The 16,749-nt window shown below is 70.8% G+C and carries 16 protein-coding genes; 12 read left to right on the top strand and 4 right to left on the bottom strand.

Annotated features, from left to right (window positions below; all coding sequences use genetic code 11):
• Nucleotides 1-25: 25 nt before the first annotated feature.
• Nucleotides 26-973, bottom strand: a complete 948-nt coding sequence (locus AB4Z14_RS11190; RefSeq protein WP_442275226.1) for a DUF3152 domain-containing protein — start codon at nucleotides 971-973, stop codon at nucleotides 26-28.
• Nucleotides 974-1,292: 319 nt separating this feature from the next.
• On the opposite strand from AB4Z14_RS11190, the gene rplJ reads away from it, so the two are divergent.
• Nucleotides 1,293-1,880: a 50S ribosomal protein L10 gene (gene rplJ / locus AB4Z14_RS11185; RefSeq protein WP_056771162.1), complete on the top strand. Its 588-nt coding sequence runs from the start codon at nucleotides 1,293-1,295 to the stop codon at nucleotides 1,878-1,880.
• Between the two features lie 69 nt (nucleotides 1,881-1,949).
• Nucleotides 1,950-2,336: a 50S ribosomal protein L7/L12 gene (gene rplL / locus AB4Z14_RS11180; RefSeq protein ID WP_056771157.1), complete on the top strand. Its 387-nt coding sequence runs from the start codon at nucleotides 1,950-1,952 to the stop codon at nucleotides 2,334-2,336.
• A gap of 242 nt (nucleotides 2,337-2,578) precedes the next feature.
• Here the strand turns inward: rplL and AB4Z14_RS11175 are convergent, their stop codons facing one another.
• A complete protein-coding gene (locus tag AB4Z14_RS11175) occupies nucleotides 2,579-3,706 on the bottom strand; it encodes a pyridoxal-phosphate-dependent aminotransferase family protein (RefSeq protein ID WP_442275225.1) in 1,128 nt (375 codons plus the stop codon).
• On the bottom strand, nucleotides 3,706-5,097 hold the full coding sequence (locus AB4Z14_RS11170; RefSeq protein WP_442275224.1) for an FAD-binding oxidoreductase: 1,392 nt from the start codon (nucleotides 5,095-5,097) through the stop codon (nucleotides 3,706-3,708). Before AB4Z14_RS11170 ends, AB4Z14_RS11175 begins: the two co-directional genes overlap by 1 nt.
• Nucleotides 5,098-5,198: 101 nt before the next feature.
• On the opposite strand from AB4Z14_RS11170, the gene AB4Z14_RS11165 reads away from it, so the two are divergent.
• Nucleotides 5,199-6,368 (top strand): hypothetical protein, encoded by a 1,170-nt coding sequence (locus AB4Z14_RS11165; protein WP_442275223.1) that lies wholly within the window; start codon nucleotides 5,199-5,201, stop codon nucleotides 6,366-6,368.
• On the opposite strand, the gene AB4Z14_RS11160 is transcribed toward AB4Z14_RS11165, so the two are convergent.
• Nucleotides 6,344-6,820: a DUF4178 domain-containing protein gene (locus AB4Z14_RS11160; RefSeq protein ID WP_442275222.1), complete on the bottom strand. Its 477-nt coding sequence runs from the start codon at nucleotides 6,818-6,820 to the stop codon at nucleotides 6,344-6,346. The genes AB4Z14_RS11165 and AB4Z14_RS11160 overlap by 25 nt on opposite strands.
• A 150-nt stretch (nucleotides 6,821-6,970) precedes the next feature.
• Here AB4Z14_RS11160 and AB4Z14_RS11155 point away from each other — a divergent pair, with 150 nt between their 5' ends.
• Genes AB4Z14_RS11155 through AB4Z14_RS11115 form a run of 9 tightly spaced genes read left to right on the top strand, consistent with a single transcriptional unit; the run spans nucleotide 6,971 to nucleotide 16,728 of the window.
• Complete coding sequence (locus AB4Z14_RS11155; protein WP_056771142.1) at nucleotides 6,971-7,939, top strand: ABC transporter ATP-binding protein; 969 nt, start codon at nucleotides 6,971-6,973, stop codon at nucleotides 7,937-7,939.
• A gap of 1 nt (nucleotide 7,940) precedes the next feature.
• On the top strand, nucleotides 7,941-8,711 hold the full coding sequence (locus AB4Z14_RS11150; RefSeq protein ID WP_056752740.1) for an MlaE family ABC transporter permease: 771 nt from the start codon (nucleotides 7,941-7,943) through the stop codon (nucleotides 8,709-8,711).
• Nucleotides 8,712-8,721: 10 nt separating this feature from the next.
• Entirely contained in the window at nucleotides 8,722-9,585 is an 864-nt protein-coding gene (locus AB4Z14_RS11145; protein WP_442275221.1) for an MlaE family ABC transporter permease, read from the top strand.
• On the top strand, nucleotides 9,582-10,913 hold the full coding sequence (locus AB4Z14_RS11140; RefSeq protein WP_442275220.1) for an MCE family protein: 1,332 nt from the start codon (nucleotides 9,582-9,584) through the stop codon (nucleotides 10,911-10,913). Before AB4Z14_RS11145 ends, AB4Z14_RS11140 begins: the two co-directional genes overlap by 4 nt.
• On the top strand, nucleotides 10,910-11,941 hold the full coding sequence (locus AB4Z14_RS11135) for an MCE family protein (RefSeq protein ID WP_442275219.1): 1,032 nt from the start codon (nucleotides 10,910-10,912) through the stop codon (nucleotides 11,939-11,941). Before AB4Z14_RS11140 ends, AB4Z14_RS11135 begins: the two co-directional genes overlap by 4 nt.
• On the top strand, nucleotides 11,938-12,969 hold the full coding sequence (locus AB4Z14_RS11130; protein WP_442275218.1) for an MCE family protein: 1,032 nt from the start codon (nucleotides 11,938-11,940) through the stop codon (nucleotides 12,967-12,969). The genes AB4Z14_RS11135 and AB4Z14_RS11130 overlap by 4 nt, the downstream gene beginning before the upstream one ends.
• Nucleotides 12,969-14,183, top strand: coding sequence for an MCE family protein (locus AB4Z14_RS11125; protein WP_442275217.1), 1,215 nt, complete (start codon nucleotides 12,969-12,971; stop codon nucleotides 14,181-14,183). The genes AB4Z14_RS11130 and AB4Z14_RS11125 overlap by 1 nt, the downstream gene beginning before the upstream one ends.
• The gene (locus AB4Z14_RS11120) at nucleotides 14,180-15,433 is read left to right on the top strand and encodes an MCE family protein (RefSeq protein WP_442275216.1); all 1,254 of its coding nucleotides are present in this window, start codon (nucleotides 14,180-14,182) and stop codon (nucleotides 15,431-15,433) included. Before AB4Z14_RS11125 ends, AB4Z14_RS11120 begins: the two co-directional genes overlap by 4 nt.
• On the top strand, nucleotides 15,430-16,728 hold the full coding sequence (locus AB4Z14_RS11115) for an MCE family protein (protein ID WP_442275215.1): 1,299 nt from the start codon (nucleotides 15,430-15,432) through the stop codon (nucleotides 16,726-16,728). Before AB4Z14_RS11120 ends, AB4Z14_RS11115 begins: the two co-directional genes overlap by 4 nt.
• Nucleotides 16,729-16,749 lie beyond the last annotated feature (21 nt).

Here is a 16,749-nt window from a genome sequence, read left to right as displayed (position 1 = left end):
CATATGCCGGCCGCGACGTGGGAGGTCAGGCCGGCTTGGGGGTCGGCCAGGGCCACGCCGTGCAGCCCTTGAGGCCGTAGGTCTGCTGCATCATGACCGGGGCCACCTTGCCCGAGCCGCCGCAGTAGGCGTGCGCGTGCCCGATGCCGTGGCCGACCTCGTGGTTGACGAGGTAGGTGCGGTAGCCGGCGATGTCGGTGCCGTAGGCCTCCGCGCCGAGGACCCACCGTCGCAGGTTGAGCACCACCCGCCCGGAGTTGTGGCAGCTGACCTGGCCGCGGGTCTGCAGCGGCGCGCAGAGCCGGTCGGTCGTGTCGGGGCTCGCGAGCGAGATGCGCAGGTCGACCGCGGCACCCTTGGCGGCTGCGGCGGGGGAGACGTTGACGAAGCGGACGCCGTCCTTCGCCTGCCAGCCCCGCGGATCGGTCAGCACGCTCCCCACCGTGGTGGCCAGGTCCGCGGCCTTGATGTCGAGACCACCTTCGAGCTCCACGGTGTAGCGCACCGTGCGGCCGCTCGGGGGGGTCGGGCGCAGGGCGGCCGCGGGCATGGCCACGACCGTGAACCTCCCGGACCCAGCCTGGACGACCGCGCCCTTGTCGTCTTTGCCGTCGTCCTTGCCGTCGTTCTTCCCGGCGGCCACCGCGTCGTCCGACGACGTCGAGCCCGTGGTGCCTGCCGCACCGGTCGCACCCGTCGAGGCGGAGCCGTCGACCTGCGAGTCCGTCGCGGCCTCGGGCACTCGCTCGACCTGGTCGATGGGGACCGCGGGTGCCGTGCCGGCCGTCAGGGAGACCCGCGCGGCACGTGAGACCGCGCCCTCGGGGACCGGCTCGTCGGCGCCGGCCGACGTCACGACCCAGAGGTCGGCAGCCACGCACAGCACGACGGCCAGACCCGCCCACGTCCGGCGGCGGCGGATCGCCTGCCGCCGTGACGGGGTCGGGCGGCGGACTGCGCTGCCACTCGCCATGGGGGTCACGCTAGGTCACGTACCCGGTGTGGTGGGGGATCGTGCGTCGGACCCGCCGACAGGGCCCGGGCTCGATTTGGTCCGCAGCGGTCCAGCCCGTACTGTGGTCCACGACCAATGACCGCCGGTTGGAGGGCGTGGGCAACCACGATCTCCCGAAGGTTCCGCACGATGCGGGCAGCCAGCGCAGGACACTCAGCCTCACGGCATACCTCGAGTATGTCGCTGCGAGCCCCGAGCGCCCTGCGCCGGGGCTCTTTTCGTGCAGGCCCTCCGGGCCCCTTCGACAGGCGGCACCACGCAAGGGAAGGAGGCCCAGATGGCGAACTCCGAGAAGACGGCTGCCATTGCCGAGATCGCGGACAAGTTCCGTGAGTCCGGTGCGGCCGTTCTCACCGAGTACCGCGGTCTGACCGTGGCCCAGCTCTCGCAGCTGCGCACCTCGATCCGGGAACACGCCACCTACGCCGTGGTCAAGAACACGCTCACGGAGCGCGCCGCCAAGGAGGCCGGTATCACGGCCTTCGACGGTCACCTCCAGGGCCCCTCGGCCATCGCCTTCATCACCGGTGACCCGGTCGAGGCGGCCAAGGGTCTGCGTGACTTCGCCAAGGCACACCCCCTCCTCGTGATCAAGGCTGGCGTCCTCGACGGCAAGACCTTGTCTCCCGAGGAGATCACGAAGCTCGCGGACCTCGAGTCCCGCGAGGTTCTCCTGGCCAAGCTTGCGGGCGCCATGAAGGGCTCCCTCAACAAGGCCGCCTACCTCTTCGTCGCTCCTCTGTCGCAGACGGCCCGCGTGGTCGACGCCCTGCGCCAGAAGGTCGAGGCGCAGGGTCCCGCCACGGAGGCCGCTCCGGCCGCCGAGGCAACCACCGACGTCGCCGAGGGTGGCGACGAGAGTTGATTGCGCTCCTGCGCACCAGCTCGATTCAACAACACGCCACTCACGGCAATATCTAGGAAGGAAGCCACCATGGCGAAGCTCAGCACCGACGAGCTCCTTGACGCTTTCAAGGAGATGACCCTCATCGAGCTCTCCGAGTTCGTGAAGCAGTTCGAGGAGACCTTCGAGGTCACCGCTGCTGCCCCCGTTGCCGCGGTTGCCGCCGCTGCCGGTGGCGGCGCTGCCGCCGTCGAGGAGGAGGAGAAGGACTCGTTCGACGTCGTTCTCACCGCCGCGGGCGAGAAGAAGATCCAGGTCATCAAGGAGGTCCGCGCGCTCACGAGCCTCGGCCTCAAGGAGGCCAAGGACCTCGTTGACGGCGCCCCCAAGCCCGTCCTCGAGGGTGTCGACAAGGCTGCGGCCGAGAAGGCCAAGGAGCAGCTCGAGGGCGCCGGCGCGTCCGTCGAGCTCAAGTGATCTGACCCGGCTCTGCCGGGATCACTGCTCTACCGCGAAGGCGGGTCCGACCACACGGTCGGGCCCGCCTTTCGCTGTCCCGGTTTGCGGGGGTTGCTGGTTGGGCGGTCGTGCGGCGCGACGGCGCTCGCGGCGTGGAGCGTCGGCGGGGCGTATGCCGGCACGCTCGCTCCCAGCGTCAGCGCCCGCCGTCGATGCCGCGACCACCGCCACGCCCCGCGCCCCTCGAACGGGGGGCTGCGTCAGGCGGCGTGGGCCATGGCGTCCTTCAGGGCGGCGAGGACGAGGGCGACGCGGTCGGGGCGCGCGTTGTGGCCCATCAGGCCGATGCGCCAGACGGTGGAAGCGAACTCGCCCACGCCGGCGCCGATCTCGAGGTTGTGGCGCTCGAGCAGGTAGGCGCGGACGGCGGCTGAGTCGACCCCGTCGGGCACGCGGACCGTCGTCAGCTCGGGCAGGCGGGAGCCCTCGGCGGCGAAGAGGGCGAGGCCCATCTCCTCGAGGCCGTACTGGAGGAGGCGGCCGGCCTCGGCGTGGCGGTCCCAGACCTTCTCGAGGCCCTCGTCGGCGATGCGCTGGAGGCCTGCATGGAGGCTCGCGACCATCGCGGTCGGCGCCGTGTGGTGGTAGGTGCGCTTGCCCGAGCCAGAGGCCTCACCGACGTAGCCGCCGAGCAGGCCGAGGTCGAGGTACCAGGACGACGGCTTCTCGACGCGGCGCTCGAAGGCGCGGTCGCTGATGGTGAAGGGAGCGAGGCCGGGCGCGACGCCCAGGCACTTCTGGGTGCCGGCGTAGCCGATGTCGATGCCCCAGTCGTCGGCGCGCAGCTCGATCCCGCCGATGCTGGTGACCGCGTCGACGAGCAGCAGGGCGTCGCCCTTGACCGCGCCGAGGGCGGCGACGTCGGAGCGGACGCCGGTGGACGTCTCGGCATGGACTGCGGCGATGATCTTCGGTGCGGGGTGGGCGGCGGCGACCCTCTCGGCATCGACGGGTGTGCCCCACTCGTGGTCGACGCGGACCACCTCGGCGCCGTGACGGCCCGCGACGTCGACCATGCGCTCCCCGAAGAGCCCGTTGACCGCCACGACGACGACGTCGCCGGGGGAGACGGTGTTGACGAAGGCGGCCTCCATGCCCGCTGACCCGGTGGCCGAGAGTGGGAGGGTGCGGCGGTTGTCGGTGCCCCAGGCGTACCGGAGCAGGTCGCACGTCTCGTCCATGATCGCGAGGAAGTCGGGGTCGAGGTGTCCGAGCAGAGGTGCTGCGAGGGCGAGGGTCGCCTCGGGGTAGGGGTTGCACGGACCGGGACCGAAGAGGTGCCGGTCGGCGATCGGGCGGCGGGTCGTGACGGGCGGGGTCGCGGTCATCAGAATCCTGCTCCGGGGTTGAGGATGCCCTGCGGGTCGAGGGCGTTCTTGATGCGGTGGGTGAGGGCCATGACGTCGGGCCCGAGCTGCTCGGGCAGGGCCGCGCGCTTGAGCCGGCCGACGCCGTGCTCGCCGGTGATGGTGCCGCCGAGCCCGATCGCGAGGCTCATGACCTCCGAGAAGGCCTGTGCCGCACGGGAACCGGCGTCCGTGTCGCCCGGCGGATAGACGATGACGGGGTGCGTGTTGCCGTCGCCGGCGTGGGCCACGACGGGGATCTCGAGGTCGTATCTGCGTGAGATGTCGGCGATGCCGGTCAGCAGGTCGGGGAGGCGCGGCACCGGCACGCCGACGTCCTCGAGCATGATCGCACCTCGCCGCTCGATGGCGACGATGGCGGCTCTGCGGGCCGCGACGAACATCTCGCCCTCGGCGGCATCCGTCGTCGTGAAGCACTCGCGCGCGCCGCCATCCCTGCACAGCCGCTCCATCACGGCGATCTCCTCGCCGCGGGCCGCGCCGGGGGCGTCGGACTGCGCGAGCAGCATGGCTCCGGCCTCGCGGTCGAGCCCCATGCTGCGGTGGTCCTCGACGGCGTTGACCGACGCCCGGTCCATGAGTTCCATCATCGACGCGCGGAGGGTGTTGCCGATGGCGACGACCACCCGCGCGGCGTCCTCGACGGTGTCGAAGGTGGCCACGAGGGTGGCGGGCGGCGCCTGCGCGGGGACGAGACGTAGCGTCGCCCGGGTCACGACGCCCAGAGTCCCCTCGCTGCCCACGAAGAGCTTGACGAGCGAGAGGCCTGCGGTGTCCTTGACGCGCTGGCCGCCGAGGTGCACGAGCGTCCCGTCCGCGAGGACGACGTCGAGGCCGAGCACGTAGTCGGTCGTCACGCCGTACTTGACGCAGCACAGGCCGCCCGCGTTCGTCGCGACGTTGCCGCCGATCGAGCAGATCTCGAAGGACGACGGGTCGGGCGGGTACCAGAGCCCGTGCTCGGCGGCCGCCTGCTTGACCTCGACGTTGAGGGCTCCGGCCTCGACGACCGCCGTGCGCGTGGTCGGGTCGATCTCGACGGTCCGCATCCGCTCGAGACTCAGCACGATGCAGCCGTCGACGGCGTTCGAGCCCCCTGAGAGCCCGCTGCCGGCACCGCGGGGCACGACGGGGACCTCGTGCTCCCCGGACCAGCGCACGGTGGCCTGCACGTCGGCGGCGCTCGTCGCGCGGACCACGGCGAGCGGCACACCGGCTCCGGCGTCAGCCGTGTAGTCGAAGCGGTGGGCCGCCACGGTGTCGGGGTCGGTCAGCAACGCGCCGGGCGTCAGGGACTCGGCGAGCCCCTCGAGGGCGCGCAGGTCGGGAGCGTCCTTGCTCACTGTCGTCACCGGTCCACCGTAACCACGACCGGTGGGCGCGGGCGTCCCGGGCGAGGAGATGGCGTACGCCGTCCCGCGATCCGCCGATGGGCCCCGGTAGGTTTGCCCGCATGGGATGGCTGTCGCGCACCTTCAGGCCCGCTGCTGACGACGACGCGGACACCGCCGCCGAGCAGGCGCCCCCCGTTGACCCCGACGCGCCCGAGGTGGCAGCGGCGCCGACGGTGCCCGCCCAAGCGCACAGCCCGGCCGCCGCGCCCGGCCCTGCTGCGGCAACCAGCCCTCTCGGGGCACTGACCGCCTCGATCCGCACGGCGCCTCCGACCCCGACGGCGGGCCCGATGGCCGACGCCTCGAGACCGACGACCGACGCCTCGAGTCCGACAGGACGCTACGGGCCCCTGGTGTGCGTGACGCGCTTCGACAGCGCGCCGCCCGAGCTGGAGTGGCAGCTGCCGCTCAACGGCGAGCTGTACCGGCTCATGCCGGGCTCTGACCGGCCGGACTACTCGCTGCTCGTCCTCGAACGCCCGCTGCACTTCTACCCCCGCGACGGGTTCGACCTGCGTCGCGTTGAGCCAGAGCAGCAGGTGCAGGACCGCAAGGGCCGGACGATGGTGCGCGTGCACGCGCTGCTGCTGTGTGCGCGCTTCGTCGGCCAGCAGCTGCACCCGGGCATGGCCGACCTCGCCGTCAACCTCGCCTACGTCATCGACAACTCGCTGGCCCGCGACGCCGAGGTCGACTTCGCCAAGATCCAGTTCGCCGCGATCGGCTTCCTCAGCGAGGGCCACGCCCCGCTAGCCACGGCAGAGCCGGCCACCGAGGCCCCCGCGACGCCCGTCACCGATCCCATGGACGAGCCGGTCACCGACCCCGCCACGGAGCCGACCCCGCCGACCCCGTCGGTCACGTCGGACGCAGCGGCGGGCGGACGGCATACGCCCCCCACGCGGCTCGACGGGCTGCTCGACGAGCTGGCGACGACCCTGCGCCGCGGCGTCGAGGAGCAGCGGGGCGCGCCGGTCCAGCGGATGACCGCAGCCCTGACGATGGACGCCGACCACCGACTGACGGGGCTGTCGGGCAACGCCGACGGCCGGGCACCCGTGCCCAGCCCCGAGACCTTCGGCCGGATCGCCGACCTGCTCGCCCGCCTCGCGGACCTCGAGGGGGCCGACCGCGTCGCTGCGGTCACCCTGCGCGTCGACGGGGACGTCGTGACCCACGAGGTCACGGCCACGCACGACGGAGGTCAGTCGCCGGCGACCTCGCGGTAGCCGCGCACGCGTGCCGGGTCGGCGAGTCGACCGACACTGATCTCCCACATGCCGCCGTCGAAGCTCTCGTAGACGAGGACGGCATCGGATGAGTCCGTCGCGACGAACTCGACGAAATCGCACGTGCCCCGGACGCCGAGACCCGTGTCACCCTCGGCCGTGTAGGTGAGCGACCCGGCCTCGAGCAGCGTCCAGTCGCGGCCGTCGAGACTCATGGCCCCGTGCTCCGGGTCGCCGAAGAGGTCATCCCGAGTCCGCCAGTGGATGACGCACCCGGCGCCGCGCGGCTGCAGCGAGAGCCACTCCCGCGGCCCCGACGAGGTGATGCAGTGCTCGCCCCACCGAGTGCCGCCGAGGTCGAACCGGACGGTCCCGACGACCCGGTACGTGCTGCCCTCGACCTCGAGCAGAGCCCCCGGTGCGACCTGTGACGGCCGCAGTTCTGCGCGCATGCATCCTCCTGGCTCCACATGACTCGCACAGGTTAACCGTGGGGGAGCCGCCTGGCCGGGAGAACCCGACTGGCGCGTAACTTCCGCCCGGCGCCCTCGTTTCCCCCGTAGCCGAGTCGAGACGGCCAGGAAGACATAGGTGGATGCCACATGGGTGTGGAGATCGCGGTGCAAGGTCTGACCAAGACCTTCGGTTCGCAGACGATCTGGCGGGACGTGACCCTCACGCTTCCCGCGGGAGAGATCTCGGTCATGCTCGGGCCCTCGGGCACCGGCAAGTCCGTGTTCCTCAAGACGCTCGTCGGCCTGCTCAAGCCCGATGCCGGGTCGATCGTCATCAACGGACGTGACCTGACCCGCCTGCGCGAGGCCGACCTCTACGAGGTGCGCAAGCTCTTCGGCGTCCTCTTCCAGGACGGCGCCCTGTTCGGGTCGATGACCCTCTACGACAACGTCGCCTTCCCGCTGCGCGAGCACACGAAGAAGACCGAGGCCGAGATCAAGCGCATCGTGACCGAGAAGATGGACCTCGTCGGTCTGTCCGGTGCCGAGGGCAAGCTCCCGGGAGAGATCTCAGGCGGCATGCGCAAGCGCGCCGGACTGGCCCGGGCGCTCGTTCTGGACCCCGAGATCCTCCTCATCGACGAGCCGGACTCCGGTCTCGACCCGGTGCGCACGAGCTACATCAACCAGCTCTTCGTCGACCTCAACGCGCAGATCGACGCGACGTTCCTCATCGTCACGCACGACATCAACACGGCCCGGACGGTGCCCGACAACATCGGCCTGCTCTACCACAAGCACCTCGCGATGTTCGGGCCGCGCGAGATGTTGCTCAGCTCGGAGGAGCCCGTCGTGCGGCAGTTCCTCAACGCACAGACGATCGGCCCGATCGGCATGTCGGAGGAGAAGGACGCCGACGAGCTGGCCGCCGAGTCCGGTCAGGAGCTGCCGCCCCTGCCGCCGATCGCCCTCCAGCTCCCGACGAGCGACGGCAAGCCGCGTCGCGCGGAGCGGCCCGCCGGCGGCTGGTGCCGCGACAACGGCATCACCCCGCCTCCCGGCTCCTTCGAGTCGCGCAACGCCGGCATCCCCGGTGTCCGGGCGGGGGTGAGCTGACGTGGCCGCACCCCTCACGGGCGCCCTGCGCCAGTCCGGCTCGCTCTTCGCACTCGCCCTCGACGTGTTCCGGGCCCTGCCCAAGCGCCCGTTCCAGGTCAAGGAGTTCATCCAGCAGGCGTGGTTCATCGCGAGCGTGACGATCCTGCCGACCGCCCTCGTCTCCATCCCGTTCGGCGCGGTCATCGCCCTCCAGCTCGGCACCCTGACCCGTCAGCTCGGCGCCCAGTCCTACACCGGCGCGGCTAGCGTCCTCGCCGTGCTGCGCGAGGCCAGCCCCATCGTCACAGCGCTGCTCATCGCCGGCGCGGGTGGCTCGGCCATCTGCGCCGACCTCGGCTCGCGCAAGATCCGCGAGGAGATCGATGCGATGGAGGTGCTCGGTATCAGCCCGATCCAGCGCCTCGTCGTGCCGCGCGTGCTCGCCTCGATGCTCGTCGCGGTCCTGCTCAACGGGCTCGTGTCGGTCGTCGGCGTCGTCGGCGGCTACGTCTTCAACGTCATCGTCCAGGGCGGCACACCGGGCGCGTACATCGCGAGCTTCACCGCGCTGGCCCAGCTGCCCGACCTCTGGACCGCCGAGATCAAGGCCCTGATCTTCGGTGCCATCGCGGCCGTCGTCGCGGCCTACAAGGGGCTCAACGCGGGCGGTGGTCCCAAGGGCGTCGGCGACGCGGTGAACCAGAGCGTCGTCATCACCTTCATGCTGCTCTTCGTCGTCAACTTCGTCATCACGGCCGTGTACTTCCAAGTCGTCCCGCAGAAGATCTGAGGAGAGGGCGATGGCGACCAGGACCCAGAACCGGACTCGACCGGGCTCGGAGCGGCTGCTCCACCTCGCGAGCCGGCCCTCCCGCGCGCTCGACTCGCTGGGCGAGCAGATGCGCTTCTACGTGCGCTCCCTCGCGTGGAGCGGACGCACGATCCGCCGGTACAAGAAGGAGGTGATCCGGCTGCTCGCCGAGGTCTCCCTCGGCACCGGTGCGCTCTCGGTCATCGGCGGCACGGTGGGCGTCATCGCCTTCCTCGCCTTCTTCACCGGCACCGAGGTCGGCCTGCAGGGCTACTCCTCGCTCGAGCAGCTCGGCACCGGGGCCTTCACGGGCTTCTTCTCGGCCTACCTCAACACCCGGGAGATCGCCCCGCTCGTCGCGGGACTGGCGCTCGCGGCCACGGTCGGCTGCGGCTTCACCGCCCAGCTCGGCGCCATGCGCATCTCGGAGGAGGTCGACGCGCTTGAGGTCATGGGCATCCCGTCGCTGCCGTTCCTCGTCACGACCCGCATGATCGCCGGCTTCATCGCCGTCATCCCGCTCTACGTCCTCGGGCTGCTCAGCTCGTATGCCGCCACGCGCTTCATCTCGACGGCGTACTTCGGGCAGTCGGAGGGCACCTACGACCACTACTTCCACCTGTTCCTGCCACCGGGTGACGTCTTCTGGTCGTTCTCGAAGGTCATGGTCTTCGCGGTCGTCATCATCCTCATCCACTGCTACTACGGCTACACGGCGTCGGGCGGCCCGGCCGGGGTCGGCGTCGCCGTCGGCACCGCGGTGCGCACGTCGATCGTCGCCATCAACATCGTCGACTTCTTCCTCTCCCTGGCCATCTGGGGCGCGACGACGAGCGTGAGGATCGCCGGATGAGCGACACCAGTCCAGGCCCGCTCACCCAGCTGACGCGGTGGCGCATCGGCGTGAAGGCCTACGGCATCGTCTTCCTCCTCGTGCTGGCGCTGCTCGTGGGCCTGGCCATCGCGTCCTTCCAGAAGCGCTTCACGCCCGTCGTCATGGTCACGCTCGAGACCGACCGCCTCGGCAGCCAGCTGCAGGAGAGCTCCGACGTCAAGCTGCGCGGCCTGCTCGTCGGCGAGGTGCGCCACGTCGAGGCCACCCCCACGGGAGCGCGTCTGGAGCTGGCCCTTCAGCCCGACGAGGTCGCAAAGATCCCGTCCAACGTCAGTGCACGGCTGCTGCCCAAGACGCTCTTCGGCGAGCGCTACGTCGACCTCGTGACGGCCACGTCGAACGCCCGGCCCATCGAGGCGGGGGACACCATCCCGCAGGACCGCAGCCGGGTGTCCATCGAGCTCGAGACGGTCCTCGACAACCTCTACCCGCTGCTGCGCACGGTGCAGCCGGCCAAGCTCGCGACCACCCTCAACGCGCTGTCGACCACGCTCGACGGCCGCGGCGACCAGATCGGCCGCAACCTCGTGCTCGTCGACCGCTACCTCAAGGCGCTCAACCCCAGCATGCCCACGATCCGACAAGACATCTCGCTGCTCGCCGACACCGCCGACCTCTACGCCGGCGTCGCGCCCGACTTCTTCCGTCTGACCGAGTCGCTGCGCGTCACGAACAAGACCATCGTCGAGAAGGACCAGCAGCTCGCGGCCTTCCTCGTCGGCACCGCAGGGTTCGCCAACGAGGCGGCCGGCTTCCTGCGCGACAACGAGCAGCGCATCATCCAGGTCGGCCAGGTCAGCAAGCCGACGCTCCAGCTGCTCGCCGAGTACTCTCCGATCTACCCCTGCGTGGCCTCGGGCCTGGTCAACTGGCTGCCGCGCGCCAACGCGGCCTTCGCCGGCGGAACCTTCCACATCACCCTCGAGGTCGTGCCTCCCCGACAGCCGTACAGGCCGGGGGAGGAGCCCCGTTGGGACGACCAGCGCGGGCCCCACTGCTACGGCCTGCCCACGCCCGACGGTTCACAGGCGAACCCCTTCGCGGGCAACCACTTCGACGACGGCACCCAGCCCGCGAGCGACGCGACGCCCTTCTCGTCCGTGCCCCAGGCACTGCTCGGCGACGCCTCCGCGGCCGACTCCGGCAGCGCCGGCACGGTCGACGAGCAGCGCGTCGTCGGGGCGCTGCTGGCCCACGGCGGACAGCCGTCCGACGGCGGCGAGAGCGGCATCCAGACCCTGCTCGCCGGGCCGATGATGCGCGGCACGGTGGTGAGCACCCGATGAAGGTCAAGGGCTCACTCATCAAGCTCATCGTCTTCGCGGCGGTCACGCTCTTCGCGACGAGCGTTCTCGCGCTGACGATCGCCAACATCCAGCTCGGCTCCAAGTCGACCTACACGGCCGTCGTCACCGACGCGACGGGTGTCATCGCCGGGCAGGACGTCCGCATCGCCGGTGTCAGGGTCGGCGAGGTCACCGACGTCCGCGTCGCCCACGACGCGACGTCCGAGGGCGCCACGGCCGAGATCGACTTCTCGGTGCTCAAGAGCTCGGTGCTGACGCAGGGCACCGAGGTGACGGTCAAGTACCGCAACCTCGTCGGCCAGCGCTACCTCGCGCTGAGCCAGGGCACCGGCGCCCCCGCCCCGCTCGCCGACGGCTCGACGATCCCGCTCTCGCGCACCCACCCCGCGCTCGACCTCACCGTCCTCTTCAACGGCTTCAAGCCGCTCTTCGCCGCGCTGTCGCCGAGCGACGTCAACGAGCTCTCGGGCCTGCTCATCCAGACGTTGCAGGGGGAGGGCGGCGACGTCAACACCCTGCTCGCCAAGACGGCCAGCCTCACGTCCGCCATCGCCGACCGCGACGCCGTCATCGGCCGCACCATCGACAACCTCAACACCGTGCTCGGCACCGTCGATGCCCACGACCAGCAGCTGCTCTCGCTCATCGACCAGCTCCAGCGCTTCACGAGCGGGCTCGCGGCCGACCGCGAGACGATCGGCCGTTCGCTGTCCGGGATCAACACCCTCTCGGCCGAGACCGCCGACCTGCTCGTCTCGACGCGCCCGCTCATCAAGGACGACGTCTCCCAGCTGCGCACGCTGGCCACGACGCTCAACAAGCCGGCCAACGTCAAGGAGTTCGAGGACTTCATCACCGGCGCGCCGGGGCGCATCGCCACGCTGACGCGCACGGCGACCTACGGGTCCTGGTTCAACTTCTACCTCTGCAAGTTCGACGCCTTGAGCCCGATCCTCCCGGGCGTGAGCCCCACCTACGACGTCTCGTCAGCGAGGTGCGAGTCATGAGCATCCCCTTCCGAGAGCGCAACCCGGTCCCGATCGGTGCGATCGGCCTGCTCGTCATCGCGGTGGTGCTCTACCTGGCGTTCAACGCCTCCAGCCTTCCGCTCATCGGCGGCGGGACGGCATACAGCGCGGCCTTCTCGGAGGCCGGCGGCATCAAGCCCGACGACGACGTGCGCATCGCCGGGGTCAAGGTCGGCAAGGTGACCGGCGTCGACCTCGAGGACGGCCACGTCCGCGTCGACTTCACCATCACCGAGGACGCGAGCTTCGGCCCGCAGACCGGTGCCTCGATCCGGATGAAGACGATCCTCGGGGAGAAGTACGTCGCGCTCGACCCCAAGGGGCAGGGCCAGCTCGCCGCCGACGCGCAGATCCCGGTCTCGCGCACCGTCAGCTCCTACGACGTCATCAACGCCTTCCAGGACCTCACGACGACGACCGAGCGCATCGACACCGACCAGCTCGCGAAGTCCCTGACGGTCATCGCCACGGAGTTCAAGGACAGCCCGCAGTACGTCAAGGCCACGCTCGACGGCCTCTCACGCCTCTCCCGCACGGTGGCGAGCCGCGACGCCGAGCTCGGCTCGCTGCTCCAGCGGGCCAACGGCGTCACCGGCCTCGTCCGCAGCCGCAACGAGCAGGTCAGCACGCTCATCCGTGACGCCGACCTGCTCATGGTCGAGCTCGTCAAGCGTCGCGACGACATCCGCACGCTCTTCCGCAACACCTCGGCGCTCGCCAAGCAGCTGACCGGCCTCGCGCGCGACAACCGGGCACAGCTGAAGCCGGCCCTCGCCCAGCTCGACACGACGCTCGCCATGCTCCAGAAGCACGACGCCGACCTCCAGAAGACGATCCAGGCGATGGCGCCCTTCACGCGGGTCTACGCCAACACCCTGGGCACCGGACGCTGGTTCGACACGTGGGTCTCCAACCTCGTCGTGCCGGTCGGCACGCCCGGGCTCGCCCTGCCCGGCACGAAGCTGCCCGACCTGCTCCTTCCCGGCACCTCCGGAGGTGGTCGCTGATGCCTGCGCGCCAAGGATCCCGTATCCCGTTCGGCCGGCTGCACGGCCCCGCCACCGTGCTCGGCAAGGTCGTCAGCGGCCTCGTCGTCGTCGCGCTCGTCGCGGCCGGCATCGTCTTCTGGCCCCGCCAGGGCCAGACGTCGGTCAGCGCCGACTTCACGCGCGCCGTCGGTCTCTACCCCGGGTCCGACGTGCGCATCCTCGGGGTCAAGGTCGGCCAGGTCGACACCGTGACGCCCGAGGGCGACCACGTGCACGTCACCTTCAGCTACGACGACAAGTACCGCGTTCCCGCCTCGGCCAAGGCCGCGATCGTCGCGCCGTCGCTCGTCTCGGACCGCTACGTCCAGCTGCTCCCCGTCTACGAGGCGGGCCCGGCCCTGGCTGCCGGGACGCGAATCCCCTTGGAACGCACGGCCGTTCCGGTCGAGCTCGACCGTGTGTCGCAGAGCCTCGACGACCTCATGGTGGCGCTCGGTCCCGACGGGGCCAACAAGGACGGTGCTCTCAACGAGCTGCTGCGCACCTCTGCCGCCAACCTCGACGGCAACGGCGACAAGATCAACGGCACGGTGCACGACCTCTCGACCGCGCTCTCGACCCTGTCCGGCAGCCGCGACGACCTCTTCGGCACCGTGAAGAACCTCCAGTCCTTCACCTCGATGCTCGCGACGAACAACGCGCAGGTGCGGCGGCTCAACACCGACCTCGCGACCGTGGCGACCCAGCTGAGCGAGGAGCGCGAGAACCTCAAGGCGACGCTCGAGAGCCTCGGGGTCGCGGTCGACGAGGTGTCGGGCTTCGTCTCCGACAACCGGGCGCTGCTCAAGAGCAACCTCGACCGGGCGGTCACCGTCACCAACGCCTTCGCGAAGAACCGTCAGGCCCTGGCCCAGCTCCTCGAGAACGCCCCGGTCGCGCTGTCGAACCTCCAGAACGCCTACCACCCCGAGACCGGCACCCTCGACACCCGCAACAACGCCAAGGGCCTCGACGACCCGCTGCTGCTCGTGTGCTCGATCCTCACCGGCCCGACGCACACCGGCAACACCAAGCTGTGCGACTCCCTCAAGAAGGCGTTGCTGCCGAAGCTGCCCACCCTGCCGTCGCTGCCGAGCGGCACTGCGCTGCAGGGCACTCCGCAGTCGAGCGGCCTCGTCAACCTGCGTGGCGCCGACCCCACCCTCGGCGGACTGCTCGGAGGCTCCCGATGACGTATGCCGTCCGCTCCCGTTCCCGACGCCGGTCCGCCGTCGTCGTGCTGGCCTCCCTCGCTCTCGGGGGCTGCAGCGCCTACGACCTCCCGCTGCCGGGTGGCGCCGGCACCGGCGACGACTCCTACACGGTCACCGCCGAGTTCGCCGACGTGCTCGACCTCGTGCCGCAGTCGTCGGTCAAGGTCAACCAGGTGACCGTGGGGTCCGTCGAGGACATCCAGGTGACCGGGTGGACCGCGACGGTCCGGCTGCGGCTCCCCGGCAACGTCGTGCTGCCCGACAACGCCACGGCCGAGCTCAAGCAGACCTCGCTGCTCGGCGAGAAGTACGTCGCGCTGGCGGCCCCCACCGACGTGCCGGCCCAGGGCCGCCTCGGGCAGGGTGACCGCATCCCGCTGTCGCGCACGAGCCGCAACCCCGAGGTCGAGGAGGTCCTCGGCGCGATGTCGTTGCTGCTCAACGGTGGTGGTGTCGCACAGCTGAAGACCATCGAGGCCGAGCTCAACAACGCCCTCCGCGGTCGCACCGGCGACGTCAAGGACCTCGTCACGCAGCTCAACACGTTCGTCGGGGGACTCGACGCCCAGAAGGGCGAGATCGTCCGGGCCATCGACAGCATCGACCGGCTCTCGTCGACCCTGGCCCGGAACCAGGCCAAGATCGCCGCGGCACTGGACGAGCTGCCCAAGGGCCTGACGATCCTCGCCGACCAGCGTCGGCAGCTGACGGCGATGCTGACGGCGCTGCGTGACCTCGGCGAGGTCGGCACCCGGGTGATCCGAGGGTCGCGCGCCGACCTCGAGGCCAACCTCCGGGCCGTGAGCCCGATCCTGCGCCAGCTCAACAAGGCCGGTGACGACCTGCCGAAGAGCTACCAGCTGCTCCTGACCTACCCCTTCCCCAACAACGCCCAGAACACGATCAAGGGTGACTTCACGAACCTCTGGGCCACCCTCGACACCAACCTCGACACCATCGCCGGCAACCTCGGCGTCGGGAAGCTCCCGAACCTCCCGGGCATCCCGGGGGTGCCGCTGCCCTCCGTGCCACTGCCGTCGGTGCCGCTGCCCTCGGTCCCGCTGCCCTCGGTCCCGCTGCCGAGCGTCACCGTGCCCTCGGTGCCCGGGGTGCCCCTGCCGACGACGCTGCCGGGCGGCCTGCTCGGCTCGAGCCGGCCCGGCTCGGGAGCCGGCACCGCCGACGCGGCGTCGTGGTCCACGCTCTTCCCCACGGGAGGCTCTCGATGATCACCCGCACCGTCCGACTCCAGCTGGCCGCCTTCGCCCTGCTGTCCATCACCCTCGTCGCGATCCTGTCGGCCAACTACGTCGATCTCACCGACAAGATCGCCGGCGGGAGCTACGTCGTGTCCGCCGACCTCGCCCAGTCGGGTGGCATCTTCGTCGGCGCCGAGGTCACCTACCGAGGCGTCACGGTCGGGAAGGTCGACGGGATGCGCCTGGCGGGCGACGGCGTCGTCGTCGACGCGCGCCTCGACCGCGGCACGGAGGTCCCCAAGGACACGAGGGCCGTCGTCGAGAACCGCTCGGCGGTGGGGGAGCAGTACCTCGACCTCCAGCCACGCACGCCTCGGGCGCCCTACCTCGCCGCCGGTGACGTCATCCCGCGCGACCGGACCGCGTTCCCGCTCCGTATCGACCAGCTGCTCCAGCACGTCGACGACACGGTGTCGTCGGTGCCGCGCGACGCCCTCGTGACGACGGTCGACGAGCTGGCCGAGGCGTTCAAGGGTGGTGGCTCCGACCTGCAGCGGCTCATCGACTCGGGTGACGCCCTGACCGCGGCCGCCTCCGAGGCGCTTCCCGAGACGACCCGTCTCATCGACGACGGACGGATCGTCCTCGACACGCAGGTCAAGAGCGGCGACGACATCCGCACCAGCGTGTCCGGCTTCGCGAACGTCGCCGACGCGCTCCGTCAGGCCGACCCCGACCTGCGCGTCGTCCTCGACCGAGGGTCCGTCGCGGTCGAACAGCTCGATGCCCTCATCTCGGAGAACAAGCAGAGCCTGGCTGCGCTCCTCGCCAACTTCATCACCATCGGCAACGTGACGACGGCGCGGCTCGACGGCATCGAGCAGCTCCTCGTCACCTACCCCGACGTCGTGACGGGTGGCTTCAGCGTCGTGCCCGGCGACGGCACCGCGCACTTCGGGCTCGTGCTCAACGTCGACGACCCCAAGGCGTGCGAGGCCGGCTACGAGGGCACGACGAAGGTCGACCCGCACCGCACGACGGGCCTGCCGCCCGTCAACCTCGACGCGCACTGCGCGGCCTCTCGCGGCTCGGGCGTCAACGTGCGCGGGGCCCAGAACGCCCCCAAACCCACCCGAGGGGGGCAGAGCGGGCAGAGCTACCCGATGTCCTTCGGGGCGACCCCGGTCGCCCTCGGCAACCGGGCCGTGACCTCCGGCAGCCCTGAGTCGTTGTCAGTCCAGTCGCCGGTCGCTCCGGCCGGTGGCGACGAACGGACCGACAACGGCACGAGCTGGCTCTGGATGATGCAGGAGGCGCTCCGCTAGCCGGTGACGGAAGGAATCCCC

Source organism: Terrabacter sp. 2TAF16 (genome assembly GCF_052115065.1).
In the GTDB taxonomy this organism is placed as follows: domain Bacteria; phylum Actinomycetota; class Actinomycetes; order Actinomycetales; family Dermatophilaceae; genus Terrabacter.
This window is presented reverse-complemented; position numbering and strand designations above follow the sequence as displayed.

Bases quoted from the DNA above. Each gene is read 5' to 3' on its own strand.
- AB4Z14_RS11190 (WP_442275226.1), bottom strand. From the start codon at position 973: ATGGCGAGTGGCAGCGCAGTCCGCCGCCCGACCCCGTCACGGCGGCAG.
- rplJ (WP_056771162.1), top strand. From the start codon at position 1,293: ATGGCGAACTCCGAGAAGACGGCTGCCATTGCCGAGATCGCGGACAAG.
- rplL (WP_056771157.1), top strand. From the start codon at position 1,950: ATGGCGAAGCTCAGCACCGACGAGCTCCTTGACGCTTTCAAGGAGATG.
- AB4Z14_RS11175 (WP_442275225.1), bottom strand. From the start codon at position 3,706: ATGACCGCGACCCCGCCCGTCACGACCCGCCGCCCGATCGCCGACCGG.
- AB4Z14_RS11165 (WP_442275223.1), top strand. From the start codon at position 5,199: ATGGGATGGCTGTCGCGCACCTTCAGGCCCGCTGCTGACGACGACGCG.
- AB4Z14_RS11160 (WP_442275222.1), bottom strand. From the start codon at position 6,820: ATGCGCGCAGAACTGCGGCCGTCACAGGTCGCACCGGGGGCTCTGCTC.
- AB4Z14_RS11155 (WP_056771142.1), top strand. From the start codon at position 6,971: ATGGGTGTGGAGATCGCGGTGCAAGGTCTGACCAAGACCTTCGGTTCG.
- AB4Z14_RS11145 (WP_442275221.1), top strand. From the start codon at position 8,722: ATGGCGACCAGGACCCAGAACCGGACTCGACCGGGCTCGGAGCGGCTG.
- AB4Z14_RS11140 (WP_442275220.1), top strand. From the start codon at position 9,582: ATGAGCGACACCAGTCCAGGCCCGCTCACCCAGCTGACGCGGTGGCGC.
- AB4Z14_RS11135 (WP_442275219.1), top strand. From the start codon at position 10,910: ATGAAGGTCAAGGGCTCACTCATCAAGCTCATCGTCTTCGCGGCGGTC.
- AB4Z14_RS11130 (WP_442275218.1), top strand. From the start codon at position 11,938: ATGAGCATCCCCTTCCGAGAGCGCAACCCGGTCCCGATCGGTGCGATC.
- AB4Z14_RS11125 (WP_442275217.1), top strand. From the start codon at position 12,969: ATGCCTGCGCGCCAAGGATCCCGTATCCCGTTCGGCCGGCTGCACGGC.
- AB4Z14_RS11120 (WP_442275216.1), top strand. From the start codon at position 14,180: ATGACGTATGCCGTCCGCTCCCGTTCCCGACGCCGGTCCGCCGTCGTC.
- AB4Z14_RS11115 (WP_442275215.1), top strand. From the start codon at position 15,430: ATGATCACCCGCACCGTCCGACTCCAGCTGGCCGCCTTCGCCCTGCTG.